General features: G+C 67.5%; 19 protein-coding genes, 4 tRNA genes and 1 pseudogene. 12 read left to right on the forward strand and 12 right to left on the reverse strand.

From position 1 onward, the window contains the following. Positions 1-19: 19 nt before the first annotated feature. The 3 genes from AC5Y7D_RS16770 to AC5Y7D_RS16780 form a co-directional block, all read right to left on the reverse strand. Positions 20-94 (reverse strand) — tRNA-Val (locus AC5Y7D_RS16770). A gap of 17 nt (positions 95-111) precedes the next feature. Next, a tRNA-Cys gene (locus AC5Y7D_RS16775) sits at positions 112-182 on the reverse strand. Between the two features lie 30 nt (positions 183-212). Next, positions 213-285 (reverse strand) — tRNA-Gly (locus AC5Y7D_RS16780). A 170-nt stretch (positions 286-455) separates the two neighbouring features. On the opposite strand from AC5Y7D_RS16780, the gene AC5Y7D_RS16785 reads away from it, so the two are divergent. The 7 genes from AC5Y7D_RS16785 (at position 456) to AC5Y7D_RS16815 (ending at position 4702) form a co-directional block, all read left to right on the forward strand. Next, positions 456-527, forward strand: a tRNA-Val gene (locus AC5Y7D_RS16785). A 277-nt stretch (positions 528-804) separates the two neighbouring features. Continuing rightward, positions 805-1635: a polysaccharide deacetylase family protein gene (locus AC5Y7D_RS16790; protein ID WP_499925903.1), complete on the forward strand. Its 831-nt coding sequence runs from the start codon at positions 805-807 to the stop codon at positions 1633-1635. A gap of 25 nt (positions 1636-1660) precedes the next feature. After that, positions 1661-2029, forward strand: coding sequence for a SpoIIAA family protein (locus tag AC5Y7D_RS16795; protein WP_499925904.1), 369 nt, complete (start codon positions 1661-1663; stop codon positions 2027-2029). Between the two features lie 64 nt (positions 2030-2093). Continuing rightward, the gene (locus AC5Y7D_RS16800; RefSeq protein WP_499925906.1) at positions 2094-2387 is read left to right on the forward strand and encodes a putative quinol monooxygenase; all 294 of its coding nucleotides are present in this window, start codon (positions 2094-2096) and stop codon (positions 2385-2387) included. A 39-nt stretch (positions 2388-2426) separates the two neighbouring features. After that, positions 2427-2717 carry a hypothetical protein gene (locus tag AC5Y7D_RS16805; RefSeq protein WP_499925908.1) on the forward strand — a complete coding sequence of 97 codons (291 nt, stop codon included), beginning with the start codon at positions 2427-2429 and terminating at the stop codon, positions 2715-2717. A gap of 204 nt (positions 2718-2921) precedes the next feature. Further along, positions 2922-3797: a hypothetical protein gene (locus tag AC5Y7D_RS16810; RefSeq protein ID WP_499925911.1), complete on the forward strand. Its 876-nt coding sequence runs from the start codon at positions 2922-2924 to the stop codon at positions 3795-3797. Positions 3798-3919: 122 nt separating this feature from the next. Further along, positions 3920-4702 (forward strand): sulfite exporter TauE/SafE family protein, encoded by a 783-nt coding sequence (locus AC5Y7D_RS16815; protein ID WP_499925913.1) that lies wholly within the window; start codon positions 3920-3922, stop codon positions 4700-4702. Positions 4703-4738: 36 nt separating this feature from the next. Here AC5Y7D_RS16815 and AC5Y7D_RS16820 read toward each other — a convergent pair whose 3' ends face one another. Then, positions 4739-5845, reverse strand: coding sequence for a carboxylate-amine ligase (locus tag AC5Y7D_RS16820; protein ID WP_499925914.1), 1107 nt, complete (start codon positions 5843-5845; stop codon positions 4739-4741). A 209-nt stretch (positions 5846-6054) separates the two neighbouring features. Here AC5Y7D_RS16820 and AC5Y7D_RS16825 point away from each other — a divergent pair, with 209 nt between their 5' ends. Then, positions 6055-6714: a TetR/AcrR family transcriptional regulator gene (locus tag AC5Y7D_RS16825; protein WP_499925916.1), complete on the forward strand. Its 660-nt coding sequence runs from the start codon at positions 6055-6057 to the stop codon at positions 6712-6714. 21 nt (positions 6715-6735) lie between these two features. On the opposite strand, the gene AC5Y7D_RS16830 is transcribed toward AC5Y7D_RS16825, so the two are convergent. Continuing rightward, positions 6736-7155: an anti-sigma factor antagonist gene (locus AC5Y7D_RS16830; protein ID WP_499925918.1), complete on the reverse strand. Its 420-nt coding sequence runs from the start codon at positions 7153-7155 to the stop codon at positions 6736-6738. A 157-nt stretch (positions 7156-7312) separates the two neighbouring features. On the opposite strand from AC5Y7D_RS16830, the gene AC5Y7D_RS16835 reads away from it, so the two are divergent. Then, positions 7313-7945 carry a TetR/AcrR family transcriptional regulator gene (locus tag AC5Y7D_RS16835; protein WP_499925919.1) on the forward strand — a complete coding sequence of 211 codons (633 nt, stop codon included), beginning with the start codon at positions 7313-7315 and terminating at the stop codon, positions 7943-7945. A 1-nt stretch (position 7946) separates the two neighbouring features. On the opposite strand, the gene AC5Y7D_RS16840 is transcribed toward AC5Y7D_RS16835, so the two are convergent. Beyond that, the gene (locus tag AC5Y7D_RS16840) at positions 7947-8609 is read right to left on the reverse strand and encodes a DedA family protein (RefSeq protein WP_499925921.1); all 663 of its coding nucleotides are present in this window, start codon (positions 8607-8609) and stop codon (positions 7947-7949) included. A 109-nt stretch (positions 8610-8718) separates the two neighbouring features. On the opposite strand from AC5Y7D_RS16840, the gene AC5Y7D_RS16845 reads away from it, so the two are divergent. Then, complete coding sequence (locus AC5Y7D_RS16845) at positions 8719-10356, forward strand: acyl-CoA synthetase (RefSeq protein ID WP_499925923.1); 1638 nt, start codon at positions 8719-8721, stop codon at positions 10354-10356. A gap of 101 nt (positions 10357-10457) precedes the next feature. Here the strand turns inward: AC5Y7D_RS16845 and AC5Y7D_RS16850 are convergent, their stop codons facing one another. After that, the gene (locus AC5Y7D_RS16850; RefSeq protein WP_499925925.1) at positions 10458-11123 is read right to left on the reverse strand and encodes a phosphotransferase-like protein; all 666 of its coding nucleotides are present in this window, start codon (positions 11121-11123) and stop codon (positions 10458-10460) included. Between the two features lie 262 nt (positions 11124-11385). Between AC5Y7D_RS16850 and AC5Y7D_RS16855 the strand changes: the two genes are divergently transcribed. Next, a complete protein-coding gene (locus AC5Y7D_RS16855; RefSeq protein ID WP_499925927.1) occupies positions 11386-13743 on the forward strand; it encodes a PE family protein in 2358 nt (785 codons plus the stop codon). A 9-nt stretch (positions 13744-13752) separates the two neighbouring features. Next, positions 13753-14507: pseudogene (locus AC5Y7D_RS16860) on the forward strand (IclR family transcriptional regulator). On the opposite strand, the gene phtC reads toward AC5Y7D_RS16860, so the two are convergent. The 5 genes from phtC to AC5Y7D_RS16885 are packed head-to-tail and all read right to left on the reverse strand — an operon-like array spanning position 14495 to position 18059. Continuing rightward, the gene (phtC, locus tag AC5Y7D_RS16865) at positions 14495-15223 is read right to left on the reverse strand and encodes a 3,4-dihydroxyphthalate decarboxylase (protein ID WP_499925928.1); all 729 of its coding nucleotides are present in this window, start codon (positions 15221-15223) and stop codon (positions 14495-14497) included. The pseudogene AC5Y7D_RS16860 and the gene phtC overlap by 13 nt on opposite strands. Beyond that, the gene (gene hcaB, locus AC5Y7D_RS16870) at positions 15220-16014 is read right to left on the reverse strand and encodes a 3-(cis-5,6-dihydroxycyclohexa-1,3-dien-1-yl)propanoate dehydrogenase (RefSeq protein WP_499925930.1); all 795 of its coding nucleotides are present in this window, start codon (positions 16012-16014) and stop codon (positions 15220-15222) included. Before hcaB ends, phtC begins: the two co-directional genes overlap by 4 nt. Further along, complete coding sequence (locus tag AC5Y7D_RS16875) at positions 15998-16249, reverse strand: dihydrodiol dehydrogenase (RefSeq protein ID WP_499925931.1); 252 nt, start codon at positions 16247-16249, stop codon at positions 15998-16000. Before AC5Y7D_RS16875 ends, hcaB begins: the two co-directional genes overlap by 17 nt. Continuing rightward, complete coding sequence (locus AC5Y7D_RS16880) at positions 16246-16779, reverse strand: 3-phenylpropionate/cinnamic acid dioxygenase subunit beta (protein ID WP_499925932.1); 534 nt, start codon at positions 16777-16779, stop codon at positions 16246-16248. The genes AC5Y7D_RS16875 and AC5Y7D_RS16880 overlap by 4 nt, the downstream gene beginning before the upstream one ends. Next, positions 16776-18059, reverse strand: a complete 1284-nt coding sequence (locus AC5Y7D_RS16885) for a Rieske 2Fe-2S domain-containing protein (RefSeq protein WP_499925982.1) — start codon at positions 18057-18059, stop codon at positions 16776-16778. The genes AC5Y7D_RS16880 and AC5Y7D_RS16885 overlap by 4 nt, the downstream gene beginning before the upstream one ends. Positions 18060-18184 lie beyond the last annotated feature (125 nt).

Consider the following 18184-nt stretch of genomic DNA (forward strand, 5'->3'; position numbering starts at 1 on the left):
TCTTGAACTGCACAAACTCTGGTGCGCGATACTGGGATTGAACCAGTGACCTCTTCCGTGTCAGGGAAGCGCTCTCCCGCTGAGCTAATCGCGCTGGGAGATCGAAATCGGAGGTGGAGACGGGAATCGAACCCGTGTGCACGGCTTTGCAGGCCGTTGCCTCACCACTCGGCCACTCCACCGCTGGGGATTGATGCCAATTCGCACCTTCGAGCGGATGACGGGATTCGAACCCGCGACCCTCACCTTGGCAAGGTGATGCGCTACCAACTGCGCTACATCCGCGCGCAACGGGCGAGATCGTCGCCCGGTGCGAAGCACGACGATAGTCCAGTGAGCGGGCGCACACAAATTGCTTGCTCACGCCGTGTCGAGCCGGTCGCGAGAGCACCTGGCCGGCACGGCCGTCGCGGCGGTCGTGTTAGTCTTCGACGTCGTTCGCTGCCTCTCGGCGCGGTCCCGTGGCTCAGTGGAAGAGCGTCCGCTTCACACGCGGAAGGTCGCTGGTTCGATCCCAGCCGGGACCACTTCCCCAAAGACGTATGGACGTCTGGATAGACCGCCCGCCCCGACCCGGTGACGGTGATTTGGATCCGCCCGTCCGCCGCCGGGAGCTTCGGGCGTCTTGCCGATCGCGACTGACACAGCGAGCGGACCAACTCACGCCGGTGCCGAGCGGGCACCAAGCGCGCAGGTCACAATGTCATAGCTCCGGTCGACACTCCGCGCGACGCCGCCAATCTGCACCGTCCGTCGGCTTAGCCTTGCAGGCATTTGATGAGCACCGCTGGCGCAGGAGTGCACGTGAGCGAACCGGACCGGCGGCGGTTCCTGCTCGCCCTGGCGGCCGCGGCGGTGGTGGCCACGGCGAGCGGGCTGCCCGGCGGGGCGCCGGCGCACGCCGACGTTCTCGGCGCGGCACCCGACCCTCTACTCCCGCAACGGTTGCTACCGCCACCGGATCCGGGCACGCGTGTCGCGCTGGCCCCGGGCGCCGTGCTGAAGCGGCTTCCCGGCGCAGGGGATCTGCTGGCGTGGACTGTCGACGACGGAGCGGACACCGAGGTGGTGCGGCTGTACACGCAATTCGCGAAGGACACCGGCGTTCGGCTCACCTTCTTCGTCACCGGCGCGTATCGCTCCTCGACCGACAACGCGACATCGCTTCGACCGCTCGTCGACTCCGGGCAGATTCAGCTGGCCAACCACACCTGGACGCACCCGGACCTGACCAGACTCTCGCGAAGCCAGATCGCCGACGAACTGAAAAGCACCGACGTGTTCCTGCGGAACACCTACGGCGTGGACGCCGCGCCGTATTTCCGGCCGCCATACGGCCACCACAATCCCTCGGTCAACGCGGTCGCAGCAGATCTTGGCTACCAGAACCCCACGCTGTGGAGCGGCGACCTGCGGGATTCCGCGTTGCTTCCCGAAGACCTCATCGTCAGGCTGGCCCATCAGTTCTTCGCCCCACAGCACATCGTGATAGGCCACCTCAACCACGCGCCGGTGACACACGTCTACGGACAGTTGGTCGACATCATCCGAGCCCGCAGCCTGCGTACCGTGACACTCAACGACGTCTTCTTGCGGCCGGCAATCTTGCGTGGCACAACGGGATTCACCGGTTGAGAATAGGAACAGAAGGGGGAATTCGATGATCGAAATGCTGACGGACATGCCGCAAGGCGTGACGGGAATCCGCGTGTCGGGCCGGTTGGGGGGCGACGAACTGCGCGAAATCAAACCCACACTGGACGAGCAGTTGAAAGCGGGCGAGATCAGGCTTGTCGAGGTCATCGGGTCCGACTATCAAGGCTTCGGGCCCGGCGGCCTGGTCGAGGACCTGAAGTTGGGCTTGGGCACCGTCTTGCCGCACCATTCGGCCTTCAAGCGAATCGCCATCGTGTCCGATATCGAGTGGGTCACTCACGTGTTGCATGCGCTGGCGTGGATGGTCCCGGGCGAGCTCGCAATTTTCGGCCTCGACGAGTTGGAGCGGGCCAAGCAGTGGGCGGCCGGCTGAAGGCCGGCACGTCTGCGTATAACTTGTGTCTGGATCAGCAGGGTGCGGTTGCGAAGGGGAGACGATGGCGGTCACGGTGATTCTCGAGCTCAGGTTCAAGCCCGAGTCGGTGGCTGCCGGACGGCACCTGATGAGCCGGACGCTGGAAGTCACCCGGCGCTTCGACGGCAACCTGCGAACCGACGTCTGGGTCGACGATGATGACGAAGCGCACTGGCTCATCTATGAGGTGTGGGACTCGGTCGAGCATGACGAGGCATACCGCCGTTTCCGGGCCGGTGAAGGCAAGGTGACCGAGCTGCCGCCGCTGTTGGCCGCTCCGCCGGTCAAGACGAGGTTCACCACCGCGGATATCTGAGGCAGGCGAGCCGCGGCGCTTTGGCATACCGTCAGGCGTATGAGCTTCTCCGAAGGCGTCGGCACACTGAAACTCGAATGTCCGCAGGCTCATCCGGTGGGCAGGATCATGCGGGAAACCCCCCATCAGTCGGTCCAGTACGACCCCGGTGCCGCGGTGGGCCCCCGCCGATTCTGGCCGGACGAGACGGAGCAGGCGCGCTTCACCACGAACTGCCGGTTCTGCGACAAGCCGGTAAGCGAAGAGACGGCCGCGCTGCGGAACAAGTTCACTGAGCTGCTCGCCGACGCCGTCGAGACCTATCGGACCACCACGCTGCCCTACCTATAACCTCCCGGAACCCAAGCAGCGCAACCCTTCTCGGGTTCGCAGTGTCAAGGACTCAACGCTAGAAGCACCTCTATTGTGCTCCTGCGCAATAGATGGCGCCTCATATTCACCCATGCTGATAGCTGCGAGTGTTTATTGATTTCGTAAGGTTCATGAGGAAACGTCTACGAAAGCGCACGACACTACGTCCTTCTAGGAGTTCTCATGACGCTATCCCGCAGACACCCGCTGGGCATTCTCGTCGCGATACTGGCGAGCCTGGCCGCGGTCGCCTCATTCGGGGCGCCGACCGCCCAAGCCTTCTACGTGAAGTACCACGAGACGATCACGCGCAACGCCTTGCCCGCCGACCAGGTCAGCCAACTGGCGGTCAACCAGATCCTGATCGGCCCGCCGCCGGGCGGCGGCGCAATGGGCAGTGACGCATTCGCCACCGACGAGTTCCGGCACCTGGACAACTCGATCAATCCGGTCGACATCTGCAACCGGGCCCGCCAGGCGTGGGACGTCTTCTCACCCGTCGTGCTGAGCGGTTCGGTGCTCAACGGCAACGTCGAGGCCGACGGACCCGGTGCCCGCGCGGCGTTCGGTGCCCTGCTCCACACCCAGCAAGACTTCTACGCCCACTCCAACTGGGTCGAGGAGAACGTCGCCATCGGCCAGCTGGATCGGCTGGCGCCGCCGATCTTCCCGACCTGCAACCCGGCCGACTTCCCGGCCGATCTGCACACCGGCTACTACAGCATCAACTTCTCGCAGCAGTTCCCCCTGGAAGGTTGCCCGGCCGGCGGCCCGCCGCCCGGATTCCAGGAATGCCACACCGTCCTGAACAAGGACGGCCCACGCACTCCGCGCGGCAGCCAGGTCATCCCGGGAACCAACATGACGATGTATGACCTGGCGGCGCAGCTGGCCACCCGGGCCAGCACCGATTTGTACAACACGGTGCGGGGCTGGGTCGCCAATGAGAACGGGGAGAACGCCGCCGTCCAGCTGTTCCAGCAGGGTGGCCCGATGCCGTCGCTCTCCAACATCCCGAATCTGCCCAACATCCCGAACCTGCCGTACACCGGCAGCTAAGCCGAGTCAGCGGTTGCCCGGGTCGATCCAGTCGACCCGGGCACACCGCTGATCCTGGCGGCTGCCGCACGCGCCGACGCAACGGTCAGCGGGCAACGGCGCGGTGAGTTTAGGGTCTTCGGGTGTCGGTTTCCCACATGATCTTGATCGGACTCGCGGGGCTCGGTGCCGGCGCGATCAACGCGCTCGTCGGATCGGGCACCCTCATCACGTTCCCCACCCTGGTTGCCCTCGGCTATCCGCCCGTCACTTCCACCATGTCCAATGCGGTGGGCCTGGTGGCCGGCAGCCTTTCGGGCACCTGGGGCTATCGCAGGGAACTGCGCGGGCAGTGGGACCGGCTGCGGTGGCAGATCCCGGCGTCGCTGGCCGGCGCGGTGCTGGGCGCCTACCTGTTGCTGCACCTGCCCGAGAAGGTCTTCACCCGCATTGTTCCGGTGTTGTTGGTATTGGCGATCATCCTGGTGGTGATCGGGCCGCGCATCCAGTCGTGGGCACGCCGGCGGGCCGAAGAGGCGGGCCGCTCTGCCGATCACATCACGGCGACGCGCATGGCGGCGCTGGTGGTCGGCACCTTCCTCGTCGGCACCTACGGCGGCTATTTCACTGCCGCACAGGGCATTCTGCTGGTCGGGGTGATGGGTGCGCTACTGCCCGAATCGGTTCAACGCATGAATGCGGCGAAAAATCTACTCACGCTGATGGTGAATGTCGTTGCGGCGGTTAGCTATACGTTGGTTGCCTGGGAGCGCATCAGCTGGCCGGTGGCCGGGTTGATCGCGGCGGGCTCGCTGATCGGGGGTTTCCTCGGTGCGCGCTACGGACGCCGGCTGTCGCCAAATGCACTGCGCGCCACCATTGTGGTGGTCGGATTGATCGGGCTCTACCGATTGCTCACCGTGTAGCGACGACATCCCCGATCCGCCGCTCCCCACGGAAATTCAGCTGAGCGTCGCCGCCTGGGCATCCTCGATGACATCCAGCGCCGAACCGCGCCGCCGCCAGGCCTGTCGCTGCCGCATCGCGCCATTGCCCAGCGTGGTGACGCGATCGAGTTCGTCGACCACGTGGTGGTACTCACCCAGGGCGTCCAACGCCGGCCGCACTCGTTGCACCAGCGCGCTCAGTTGCTCGCGCACCGGCACCGCCCCGCGACCGTGCACCAAATCCAGCGTGCTGCCGGCCAGTCCGTCGTGGGCGGCCTTCCAGTAAGCGGCGCGCAGCGCGGCCGGCGGCAGCCGGTCGGCGCCGGAATCGCGCTCGTCTACCGCCGTCATCACCGCCGCCCGGATCAGCGTGGCCAGCAACACCGTGTCGGCCACCGTCGCCGGCACATCGGCCACCCGAACCTCGACGGTCGGGAAATCCGCTGACGGACGCACGTCCCAATAAACCATGCCGGTGTCCAGGATTACCCCGCTGTCGACCAGCATGCCCACCGTGCTGTCGTACTCCTCGATCGAGGCGAAGTACGGGGGAGCGCCCGCCACCGGCCAGCGCCGCCACAGCACGCTGCGCCAGCTCGCATAACCCGAATCACTGTTGCGGTAGATCGCGGAGTTCGCCGACAGGGCAAGCAGCGTCGGCAGCCACGGCCGCAACCAGTTGCCGGCGTGGATCGCGGCACCGCGATCGGGCACTTCGACATGAACGTGGCAGCCGCAGATGCCCTGCTCGTGCGCCACCATCCCGAACTGCTCGCCGATCTTCCGATATCGGGGTGAATCGGTGATGGGGAACTCGTGCGGCGTGACCGGCGGTAACCCCAGCGCCAGCAGCCGCACCCCGGCGGCCTCGGCGGCCCGAGCGACCGTGCGCCGCAGGTGGGTGAGTTCCTCCTGCAGCTGTGCGGCGCTGGAAGACACGCTGGAGGTGGTCTCGACCTGGCAGCTGGCCAGCTCCAAGTCCAGGTCCACGCCACGGCGTTGGGCCTCGGCGGCCACGTCGCGGTTGCGCGGCGCCGGCTCCCCGGTATCGGGTTCGACCAGCAGGAACTCCTCTTCCACACCGACCGTCGGAGGGGCACCCGTCGAGCGCCGCGTGCTCATGTCCGCAACCTACCCGAGCGATGGCCCGGCAAACCCGCGGTTGTTGGCGTCGGCCCTGAGAACTTGGCTATGTCGGCGATTTCCCAGTACAAACCTCCTCCGTTGGGGACAATGAGCCAGGAAGGAACCCGGAGTTCGGCCCTCGCGGGTTTGCCGAGCCGGGTTCGGCGTGCGAGCAGTGCACGCCCCAACGAAGGAGCGATCTAGCAGTGTTGAGTCCCCGGGTACACGAGCACGATTACGTCCTGGATGCCACCGAGGACCTGGTTGCTCAGGACGGCATCGAAGCGGTGACCATCCGCGCCCTCACCAAGGCCACCGGCGTTTCCAACGGCGCCATCTACCGCACCTTCGAATCCCGCGGCGGCCTACTCGGCCGCGTCTGGATCCGAGCGGAACGGCGTTTCCTCGACCAGCTCACGGGTTTGATCGGCGACGCGAAGGCCCTACCCGGCAGCGAACCGCTGGACGCGGTCTACGCGGCCGCCGAGACGTCCCTGCTGTACCCGGACCTGTTCCCGGGTTCGTCGGCATGCCTGATGACGGTGCGCCGCGAGGACGTGGTGAGCCAGCCGATGCCGGCAGAGATCGCCGAGCAACTCCGGGCCCTGGACCGGGAACTGGCCGGGGTGCTGGCTCAACTGGCCGAAGGCCTGTGGGGCCGCAGCGACGACACCGCCGTCGACCTGATCGCGACCTGCATCATCGATCTGCCGAAGTGGATCGCGCCGCGCGGCGGGCGGTACAGCCTGCCCGTATTGCGTGACTACCTGCGTGCGGCGGTGCGCTCGGTGCTCGAAGTGGGTCCGCCGCCGGCCGGGGCGGGCCGCGAACTCGCCACTAGCGGCGCGCGCCACGGCGCGGCGTAATCCTCTTCCGCTATCCGAGGGCTATCCGAGGGCTCGGTCGACCGTCGGATAAACCGGCAGCAGCGCGGTCATCCCGCAGGCCTGGACAATCCGGGTGACGATCTGTGCGGGGCTCACCAGCCGCAGTTCGACGCCGCGGCGCCGGCACTGTTCGGCGGCATCGGCAAGCACACCGTAGCCGCAGCACCCCATGAAATCGACGTCCGTGACGTCGACGACAAACGGCCCGGGCGCGGTGGCGGTGGCGGCCGCTTCGCTCACCAGCTGGCGCCAGGTGTTCTCGTTGCAGGCGTCGATTTCGCCGCCGGCGTGAATCACCACCGCCTCGCCGCTGCGGTCGGTGATGGCGCGCAGGGTGCTGCGCGGCTCACCGAGCTGGTACACCAGGCGGGTGCTGAGGGTGAGATGTGTGGAAAATGATTCTGCAATGACCAGGCTCATGGTGCACTCCTAATCGACTGGCGTGAATTACGCCGCGATGGATGCCCGCCCTGCACATCTGAAGACAGACAGATTGATCGCCCTGTAAATATCAGTTCTATAACAAGACAGGGCTGTCTGTCTACATGGGCGGGGTAAGAGTACGGTAAGTCACGCTATGACATCGCCCGACGTCACGGACCCTTTTGTACCCGCCGTGCCCGCCCGCGAACGCATCTTGAATGCCGCCTACGAGCTCTTCAGTCGGCGCGGAATCCGGGCTGTGGGCACCGAGGAAGTGATCGAGCGGGCCGGGGTGGCCAAGGCGACGCTTTACCGTCACTTCGCGACCAAGAATGAACTGGTGCTGGCGGTGCTGGAGCGGCGCGAGCAACTCTGGACGCACGGCTTGATCGAGGAGCGGTCCGCGTTGCTCGGCAACACCGCCGAGGAACAGTTGCTGGCGATCTTCGACGTCCTGCACGAGTGGTTTCAGAGCCGCGACGGCTTCGAGGGCTGCTCGTTCATCAACGTGCTGCTCGAGTTGGGCGCCGACCATCCCGCGGGGAAGGCCAGCATCACCCACATCGACCACGTCCGCGACATCGTCCGGCGCCGCGCACTCGCCGCGGGTCTACGCGACGTCGAAGGTTTTGCGTCGTCCTGGCACATCTTGATGAAGGGCGCCATCATCCTTGCGGCAGTCGGCGACATGGAAGCCGCTCGCCACGCCCAGGCAATGGCCCGCACTCTCATCGAACAACACCGTCCGGCTGACGGTCACAAGCGCGCCGAACGGATCATCCCTTAGTTCAGGCGGCGGTCTCCGGCGCCCCGGTCTTGCGGTAGTGCTCTTCCTCGAGCTCGGCAATCGCACGGGCGGTGCGTTCGCGCAGCAGGATCGCCGCCGTGACGCCGCAGATGACGGCGATCACCAGCGCCACCCAGGAGAACCGCGACATCCATCGCTCGGCCGCCACGCCGGCGAAGTAGACCAGGGCGGTGGTACCACCGGCCCAACAGATGCCGCCGCTCACGTTGGCCGCCAGGAAGCGCGGGTAGGCCATCTTCAGCGCGCCGGCCAACGGTCCGGCGAAAATCCGCAGCAGGGCGATGAAGCGGCCGAAGAACACCGCGCGCACACCCCAGCGGTTGAACGTTCGCTCCGCGAGTGCGACGTGTCCGGGGCCGAAATGCTTGGGGAACCGGCGGCCGAGCCGGTCGAACAGCGGCATCCCGAATCGGCGGCCGATCGAGTAGCCGATCGAGTCGCCGACGACCGCGCCCAGCACCGCTGCGGCGCCGACGCCGACCGGATTCACCCCCAGTTCGTGGTGCGACGACATCAACGCGGCGCTGACGAGCACGATTTCGCCTGGCAGCGGGATGCCCAGGCTCTCGACTCCGACCACTCCGCCGACCAGCAGATAGATGGCAAGCGGCGGAATGGAATGCAGCAGGGCGTCCAGATCCATGGCTAAAGGATGCCTGACCGGTGCCGATTGCGCGGCGCAACGGTGTCAAGCGGATGCCCGGTGTCGATAGGGTCGTGACGTCAAGGCCTCGTACGGCTCGGGAGGTTCGGTGGAATTCAACCTTGCTCAAGTGGTTTCGGCAGTGGCTGCGGCAAACCCGGACCGCGACGCCATCGTGTTCGGCGACCGGCGATTCACATTCGCGCAAACCGACCACCGGGCCAGGCGTTTCGCCCGCGCCCTGCACGGCTGGGGGTTCGGCGCCCACCGGGAACGCTCCGAGTTGGCGCCCCACGAATCCGGCCAGAGCCATCTCGGCCTGTACCTGGCAAACTGCAACGAGTTCCTCGAGGCGATGATCGGGGCCTACCATGCCCGGGTCGCTCCGTTCAACGTCAACTACCGCTACGTCGCCGACGAACTGGTGTACCTGATCGGCAACGCCAATGCGGATGCGTTGATGTACCAGGCGCGGTTCGCGCCGACGCTGGCCCAGGCGTTGGAACGGTCGTCCAGGCCGATTCGGCTGATTCATGTCGAGGACGAGTCAGGAAATGCGCCACTGCCCGGGGCGGTGCGCTACGAGGAACTGCTGGCGTCGGTCTCCGACGAACCGCTGGACGTGGTGCCCTCGCCGGACGACCTCTACATGCTCTACACCGGCGGCACCACCGGCATGCCCAAGGCGGTGCTGTGGCGTCAGCACGACATCTTCATGAACGCGATGGGCGGGCGGACCTTCGGTAGCGGTGAACCGGTGCGCAGCCTGGACGAGATAGTCGAGCGCTCCCGCCCCGACGGACCGGGGTCCATGACGGCCGCACCGCTGATGCACGGCGCGGCGCAGTGGGCGGCGTTCATCAACCTCTGCGCCGGACGGCCGTTCGTGATGGCGCCGACGACGACGCATCTGGATCCCGCCGAAGTGTGGGAGCTGGCCAGCCGCGAACGTGTGGTGTCGCTGTCGATCGTCGGCGACGCGTTCGGCCGGCCGCTGCTCGACGAACTGCAGGCCAACTCCTACGACCTGTCTGGCCTGTTCGTGCTCGTCACCGGCGGGGCGGCGTTGAGCGCCCCGCTCAAGCAGCGGTTCGTGGAACTGCTGCCGCACCTGACGATCCTGGATGCGGGCGGCTCGTCGGAATCCGGTGCCCAGATGGGCCAGGTGTCGAGCGCGGCGCAGCGTGCATCGGGCCGGTTCGCGCCGAACCCCGGTGCGGTGGTGGTCAGCGAGGACTTCACGCGGATTCTGTCGCCCGGCGACGACGAGACCGGCTGGCTGGCCCAGCAGGGCGCGATTCCGCTGGGCTACCTCGGCGACCCGGCCAAGACCGCCCGGACGTTCCCGGTGATCGAGGGCATCCGGCACTCGGTGCCCGGCGATCGGGCCCGCTGGGATGCCGACGGTCAGATCGAGCTGCTGGGCCGCGATTCGGTGACCATCAACTCCGGTGGCGAGAAGATCTTCGCCGAGGAGGTCGAAGCGGCGATCAACGAGCATCCGGCCGTCTACGACGTCGTGGTGACCGGTCGCCCGAGCGTGCGCTGGGGGAGCGAGGTCGTGGCGCTGGTGCAGCTGGCGAAGGGGCAAGAGGCCGACGCGCAGAGCATCATCGCCGAGGCCGCGCGCCACATCGCGCGCTACAAGTTGCCCAAGGAGGTGATCTTCTGCGCCGAGGTGCAGCGTTCACCGTCCGGCAAAGCCGACTACCGATGGGCCAAAAATCAAGTGACACAGAGTAATTGAGGAAGCCGAACGGCCCGTCGGCCCCGGTGGGGCGTCGCGTTGCGAACCAGCCATGATTCCCCGACCACTTGCAACGCGACGCTGGGCAACCGTATCGGGAATCAAGGGGCCATAGGGGCGTTTTCGGTCAAAACGGTGGTCGGCGCAAGGCGCCGGCGCAGCCGGTCGAACGCCTGAGGCTCCGGGCACTCTCTGTACAGCCCGTACAGGCGGCGCGCCAGCACGGCCACCGGAGTGGCGGTGGTGTCCACCTCGATGTCGTACTCGGCGTCGGCGTGGGCCGCGCGAGCGCTGCCACGGTTCCACCCCGGATACCGGTTGCCGCGCTCCTGTTCCCTGCGGGCGCCCTCGGCGTCGGAGACGTGCACCCCCACCATCCACACCTGGCAGCCGTCGAAGATGCGCAGAGCGTCCAGCAGCCAATCGCGCTTCCAAATCACGTCGTCGGCAACGACATTCAACCCGTGGTCCAGGTAAGCCCGGATGGCGTGGTGCCGGGCGTGCATGGCGCGGTCCAGCAACGGTCCGGGATGCACGGTGAAGTACTCCAGGCCGTCGTCCTCGACGGTGCTGTCCCAGGTGTAGTACTCCGGTCGCACCCGGGCCAGGTCGAGCTGTCGGGGCGGCAACGCCATCCAGAAGACGTCGATGCCCAGGTGCATCCAGCATTCGTCAGCCACATCTTGAAACCCCTGGGCAAGGGAAGTCTTCCCGGCGCTGGACCCGCCGTTGAGAACGATCAGCTTGCCGCGTGCCGCATCCGTCATAGCCGCCAGAGGTTAGCGCACAGCCGCGACGAGCGGGCCGGTTTTCGCGGCGCACGGGCCGAGCCGCCCGGTGATTTGCTGCGGGTGACGGTTCCTGCGCCGGCCGCCGTCGAGGAAGGCCGGTCAGCTTGGCGTTTCACCGAAACACGGCCGTTGGTGTTGTGAGCAAATGGCCGTGCAGGTGTTCGCGGCGGGTCTAGGATTTGTTGCTGCCGAGTGCTTCAACAACGCGGCGAGCGTCGGACCCGTCGGAAGGTTGCAGATGTCGTTTGTCACCGTGGTACCGGAGCTGATGTCGGCGGCCGCCTCGAATCTCGCGGGAGTGGGCTCAGCGTTGGCGTCGGCGAATGCCGCGGCCGCGGCACCGACCGCAAGCATCGTCGCGGCCGCTGCGGACGAGGTGTCGGAAGCGATAGCGACACTGTTCGGAGCGCACGCCCGCAGCTATCAGAGCCTGAGTGCCCAAGCCGCGGAGATTCACGGGCAGTTGGTGCGGTCGTTGTCGGCCGGTGCAGGTGCCTACACCGCGGCCGAGGCCGCAAGTGCCTCGCCGATGGATAGCCTGCTGGGGTTGATCAACGCTCCCACCCAGACCCTGTTGGGACGTCCCCTGATCGGTAATGGCGTTGATGCGCCGGACTTTTCGGGTGCCGCGGGCGGGCCGGGCGGGCTGTTGCTCGGCAACGGCGGCAAGGGCGGTTCGGGTGCGGCGGGCCAGGCCGGCGGTCCGGGCGGGGATGCCGGGTTGATCGGCAGCGGCGGAATCGGCGGGGTCGGCGGTACCGGCGTGACCGGATCCGGTGCGGCCGGTGGTGCGGGCGGGCGTGGTGGTTGGTTGATCGGCAACGGCGGCACCGGCGGGCTCGGCGGACCTCAGGGTGCGACAACGGTCGGCGGCGTCGGGGGGGCCGGCGGGGCCACCGGACTATTCGGCAGCGGAGGGGCCGGAGGCCATGGCGGCTTTGGTGCCACCGGCGGGATCGGCGGCACCGGGGGCATCGGCGGCGTCATCGGCAATGGTGGCTTCGGCGGGGGAGGTGGCCCTGGTGCGGCTGGCGGCATCGGTGGCGCGGCCAGTTACTTCGGCTCCGGCGGTATCGGCGGCACGGGTGGCTCCGGGGCGCCGGGGGGCACTGGCGGTGCGGGGGGCCTGGTCATCGGTAGCGGCGGCAACGGCGGGCTGGGTGGAGCCGGCGCGGCCGGCGGCAACGGCGGCGTCGGGGGGGCACTGTTCGGCGACGGCGGCGATGGCGGGCAGGGCGGTCCGGCGATCGAGGGTGTGCTGGGCGGCTCGCCCGGCAACGGCGGTCATGGCGGCAATGCCAATTGGTTCGGCTCCGGCGGTGCCGGCGGGCAGGGTGGCAATGGCCTGACGGGCAAGGCCGGGGTCAATCCCACCCCGACCGGTACGGCGAAGGCCGGCGACGACGGGACTGACCTGGGCGTCACCAATATCGGCGTGATCGTCGGCGGTGTCGATCTCAACGCCGATCCGGGCCAGCCTGGGACCGACGGCGGTGCGGGGGAAACCGGCGGTCCCGGCGGGAGCGGCGGCGATGCGACGTTGACCAACTCCGGATCGATCACCGGCGACATCTTTATCAACGGCGGTGCCGGCGGCAACGGGGGCGCTTCCGGTGGTGCCGGTGGCAACGGCGGCGCCGGTGGCTCCGGAGGGTCGGCGACGTTGACCAACACGGGAACGATCGTGGACAACTCGGCTGTCACCGGTGGTGACGGCGGCAATGCGACGAGCGGCGGGGCGGGCGGCGGCGCGGGCGGACAGGGCGGTGCCGGCGGTGCGGCGGAGAACACCACAACTGGATCCGCGACCGGGGGCGCGGGCGGCAAGGGCGGTGCGGGTACCGATGCCGTCGGAGTCGCCGGCAGCGGCGGTGCCGGTGGCACCGGCGGCGACGGCGGGCGCGGCGGGTTGTTCTTCGGCAACGGGGGCACCGGCGGGGCCGGCGGCACCGGAGGGACCGGCGGCATCGGCGCCAACGGATATGCGGGCGGCGACGGTGGCGCGGGCGGGCAGGCCACCGGCGGCGGACCGGCCACCGGCGGTGACGGCGCCCTTGGCGGCATCGGCGGGAACGCGGGCTCGGGTGGCGCGGGCGGCAGTGGAGGCATCGGCGGCAACGGTGGTGCGGCCAGCCCGTTCATCGGAATCGGTGGTGCCGGCGGCGCCGGAGGCCTCGGCGGCACCGGCGGTGTCGGCGGCATCGGTGGCGCCGGCGGTAACGGTGGCGCGGGCGGTGGCGCGACCGGCGTCGGAACGGTGACCGGCGGCGACGGCGCCAACGGCAGCCTCGGCGGCAAGGGCGGCGCCGGCGGCGACGGGGGCGCCGGGGGCGGCAGCGGCGGCAGCGGGGGAGCCGGCGGCCTGATCGGATGGGCCGGCGCGTCCGGCGGCGGCGGGACCGGTGGCACCGGGGGTGCCGGGGGCCTCGGCGGTCAGGGCGGCAACGGCGGCAACGGCGGCGTAGGCGGCGGCAAAGGCGGCAACCTGGCACTGGGCGGCGCGGGCGGCGCCGGCGGTGCGGGCGGATCACCCGACGGCGCCACCGGGGTGGACGGCCTGCTCGGGCCGCCGGGCAGCAACGGTAAAGCGGGATAGCCTGGCCAGGTGCCGAACGAGGTGCCGCAGTATCCGATCGAGTCGGTCGACAACGCGCTGAAACTGCTGTTGCTGCTCGGTGAGCAGCCGCAGACCGGTTGAGTGAGGCCACCCGCTACCTGGGTGTGGCGTCGTCGACCGCGCACCGGCTGCTGGCGATGCTGACCTATCGGGGCTTCGTCCGCCAGGACCCGGATTCCAAGGCGTACCTGCCCGCCCGGCCCTGACCGGTGTGGCGTTCGCGATATTCGGCCGCACCGACATTGCCGGCGCAGCGTTGCCGATCATCCGGCGGCGCAGTGAAACACTCTGCGAGACAATACATGTCGGCATGATCGACGGCGCGGGCGTGCGGTTCATCGCCGCGGTCGAGGGGTCAGCGGCCGTGCGGGTGGCGTCCCGGTTGGGTCGCTCCATGCCGGCGCACTGTAAGTCGACCGGCAAAGCGCTGCTTGCTCGGTTGCCGGAATCCTAACTGCGACAGCTGTTTCCGCGCGCGGAACTGGAGGCGATCACGGCCCGCTCGATCGTCAGCCGCGCCAGGCTCGAGTCGGAACTGAGCCGCATCCGGGCGCGTGGCTACGCCACCAACCGTGAAGAGAGCGAAGAGGGCGTGGCATCGGTCGCGGTCTGGACACCCACTCGCGCGCCCGGACTGCGTCTCGCCCTCAATGCCGCGGCGCCGCAGAACCGACTGCCGGCCTCGAAGCATGGCCGCCGCACTTCTGTTGGCCGCCAAGGAGATCGGCGATCAGCTGGGCTGATCCCGGCTCAGCCGGGCGACCTCGTGCCGCCAGGCCGCCTCGACGTGGAAGCCGGATCCCAAGTCCGGCAGGTCGTCCCAGTCGTCGTCGTCGATGCCGCGAAGCGTGCCGCCGGCCGTATGCACCCGCATTGACATGCGGGCGAGCTCGTTGAGACTGATCGCCTGGAGCACCGCCTGCGCCACCGTGCCGGCGGCGCTGGTGATGCCGTGCCCCCGACAGATCACCACCGGCGCGTTGCCCATCGCCGCCACCATCTCCCTGCCCAGCCGCGAATTACGGATCAGCACGGCGCGTCGGTACACCGGGACACCGGCACGGGCCAGCCATGCACCCGGAATGTCATAGGCGCCGTAGATGGGCCGGATTGCGATGCCGGTCAGGTCCGCGGCTACGACGTCGGGCGGATGCAGGTGCGCGACGGCGCGATGCCGCGAGTTGGCCCGCATCGTTTCGAGGTGGATCGGTAGCTCGTTCGGTACCCGGTAGCCGTCGAGTTCGCCTGCGGCGCCAGCGGTTCCGTCGAAGGTGATCAGGCGAACGTCGCTCGGTCGGGTGAAGGCCACGCCGCTGTCGGTGTCACTGCGACAGCGGATGAGCAGGTGCTCGTCGTCGACTCGGAGGCTCAGATGGCCGAGGATGCCGTCAACCAAACCACGCGCTGCGGCCACCCGGCATCCTTGGGCTACCAGCGCGCGTTGTGATTCCAGGCTCATGTCCGCGCGCCCAAGCCGAATCCGCCGTCTGGGTGCACTGTTTCACCGGTGATGCCGCGAGCACGATCCGAGGCGAGGAATACATAACCCCAGGCATGGTCTGCGCCCGTGAGCGCGACGTTCAGGGGGCTGCGGGCGGCCAGATCTGTCGCCCGGTTCGGGGAGTCGTCGAGGCGGATGCCGTCGAGGCCCAGGCTGGCCAGCCCCCGCAGATCGGTGTTGAGCGTCCCGCCGGGGGCCACCCCGTTGACCCGGATCAGCGGGGCCAGTTCGTGTGCCAACGACGCCACCAGGCCGCGGACCGCGAACTTCGACGACACGTACAGCACGCCGCCACGTCCGGGTTGGTAGGACGACGTCGACTCCGTCAGCAGGATCGAGGAGCCGGTCCCGTGCTGCAGTGCCGGTAGCGCGGCCCTCACCGATTGCAGGTGGCTGAGCACGTTGGTGCGAAACATCTCGTCGAAGGCGGCGGGCAGGGTGTCACCGTCGACATCGGTGATTCCCCGATAGAAGTCGAAGACTCCGACGCAGTTGACCAGGGTGTCGAGTCCGCCGAACGCCTCGAGCGTCACCTCGACCGCGCGATCGTTGGCGGCGCGTGTGGTGGCGTCGCCGTCGATCACCGGAAACTGGGGCAGTTGCTGGCGCAGTCGCTCGCATTTCGCGCGATCACGTTCCAGGACAGCAACTCTGGCGCCCTCGGCAACGAACGCATCGACGACCGCACGCCCGATTCCCGAACCGGCGCCCACCACCAGGGCACGCTTGCCGTCAAGCCATCCGGCCATCGTGACCCTCTGACTTATCGGGCAGCAGCGGGGCGTGGGAGTTGCCGACCATGGCTGCCAGCGTACGAGGGTTCTGCCAGGTGAGGGCCTCGACCTCCAACGCGTCCAGGGTGATCGACCGGCCACTGCGCGGGGAGCTGATCAACAGTCGCGAGCCATTGCGCGTCTCGACCCGCTGGATCACGACTTCGGTGAATTCGTTTGCCACCGTAATGGGCTCGCCGACCGGCTTCACAGGAACACCGCCAGGTTCTGCATGCGCAAGACCGATTCGTCGGCAATGATCGTGCGGCGGGCCAACTTCCAGCAGTTCCGGCCCTCGTCCCAGCGCAGCAGGTCTTGACGGCCGCAGGACAGCAATGCGCTGTCGTTGACGTCGCCGCGGCTGCGAAACAGCAACTCCGCCGATTCGACGAGCAGGTGCCCCGAATCCTGCTCGAAGGTGCGGACATTGGTGATGAAGTGGCGCAGCCGCGACGGGGGGTCCTCGGCCCAGACGTGCTCGGTACCCATCCGGGCGACGCGCTGGGCCAGCGAGTACTTGTCTTCGTTGAAGTGATCCATCCCGGGTCTGGGGAATGGCGACGCGTCGAATCCCGCGTTGCGCGCGGTGGTGACGCGCACCGGCATGACATAGCGGATGTCGTCGGTCATGGTCTCCAGCCATGCCTCGTACTGCTGCGCGTCCAGCAGGTAGGCCTCGTCGACCAGGAATTGATGCGCTTGCTGATGCCGAATGTCGTTGAACGGCAAAGGTTTGTTCATGCGGACTCCAATTGCTGCGCCCACAACTTGAGCAATTCGCGCTGGTTGTACTCGTTGTAGCCGACCTGTGCCCGGCCCGGACCGTGGAAAGACTCCGCGGGCAGTGCCTCGATGACCGGGCTGTCGTCGGCCAGCAGACCCATTCGGCTGTTCAGCAGCAGTCGGCGAGCCATCGACCCGCCCGCGGTGGTGGTCAGAGACACCCAGTTCTCCACGTCGTCCTGCTCGAACATGCCCGTTGAGCCGAAGCACATGAGGTACGCCCGGTAAGAGTCTTTCTTGAATCGCTCCGGCGCGGCCGCGTCGACGGCGAACCACGAATACACCTCGGTTTCGTTCTGGCTGATCGGTTGCCACTGCCGGATCGAGATGAATGGGAGCACTTGATCGCTTTCGGGGAGCTTGGGCCAGTTGTGCACGAAGCTCAGGTTCGGAAAACAGGTGGCCGCGGAGAACATGAAGCCGTCCTCGGCCACCACCTGCTGCTGAGCCGGTGACCAGACGTTTTTGATCCGGGTGATCATCTCGTCGGGATAACCCACATAACGCATGCGTTCGGCGAAGTCACCCGGCGGCAACTTGTAGGTGGTTCCGCCGCCACGGTGCGCCCAGTAGGTGGCACCGTCTTTGCGCTTCTGCGCCTTGGGCTCCCGGAACAGGCCGATGTCGACGATCGAGGCGTGCGTGTGCGGGGTGTGGTACATGTCGCCGGAGAAATTCTCCGCGCCGATCTTCCAGTTGGCCTTGATCCTCCAGCGCTGTGGACCTCTGACCTCGAGGCCGTGGGCGCTCTGCTTGGTGTAGAAATCCAGATAGAAAGCGAAGTCGCCCAGGAACTCCCGCAGCGGCTGCGCGTGCGGCTCCAGGTTGATGAAGATCAAGCCGTTGTAGGTGGCCATATTCGGTGCAGGCAAGAGGGTTTGGCCTTTGTCGAAGCCATCGTCGCCGCCATAGGCCTCGCGGTGAAAGGGCAACCCGGTGAGTCGCCCATCGTTGCGGTATGTCCAGCCGTGGTACGGGCAGCGGAAATTGGACGCGTTGCCCATCTCGGCGCGACACACCTGCATACCGCGGTGCAGGCACATGTTGAAAAGGGCCCGAACCTGGCCGGTGGAGTCCCGCGCGATGATGAACGAATCGTCGAGCACGCGGCGCACCACGTAGTCGCCTTCTTGCGGAATTTCCGATTCGTGCGCCACGAACATCCACGCTCGGCTGAAAAGCCGTTCCTTCTCCAGTGCGAACAGGTCGCTGTCGTTGTAGATGTGCGCGGGGATCATGCCCCGACGGACGTGGTCGAAAAGACCGGTCACTCGTCCCCAATCGCCGTTGAGCTGTCTGCTTTACAGAGAGCATCTCCGTCGTTTAGAGAATGCTGGTTGGGGTGCCCCGCGGTCAATAAACG

Source organism: Mycobacterium sp. NGS49, from assembly GCF_059812565.1.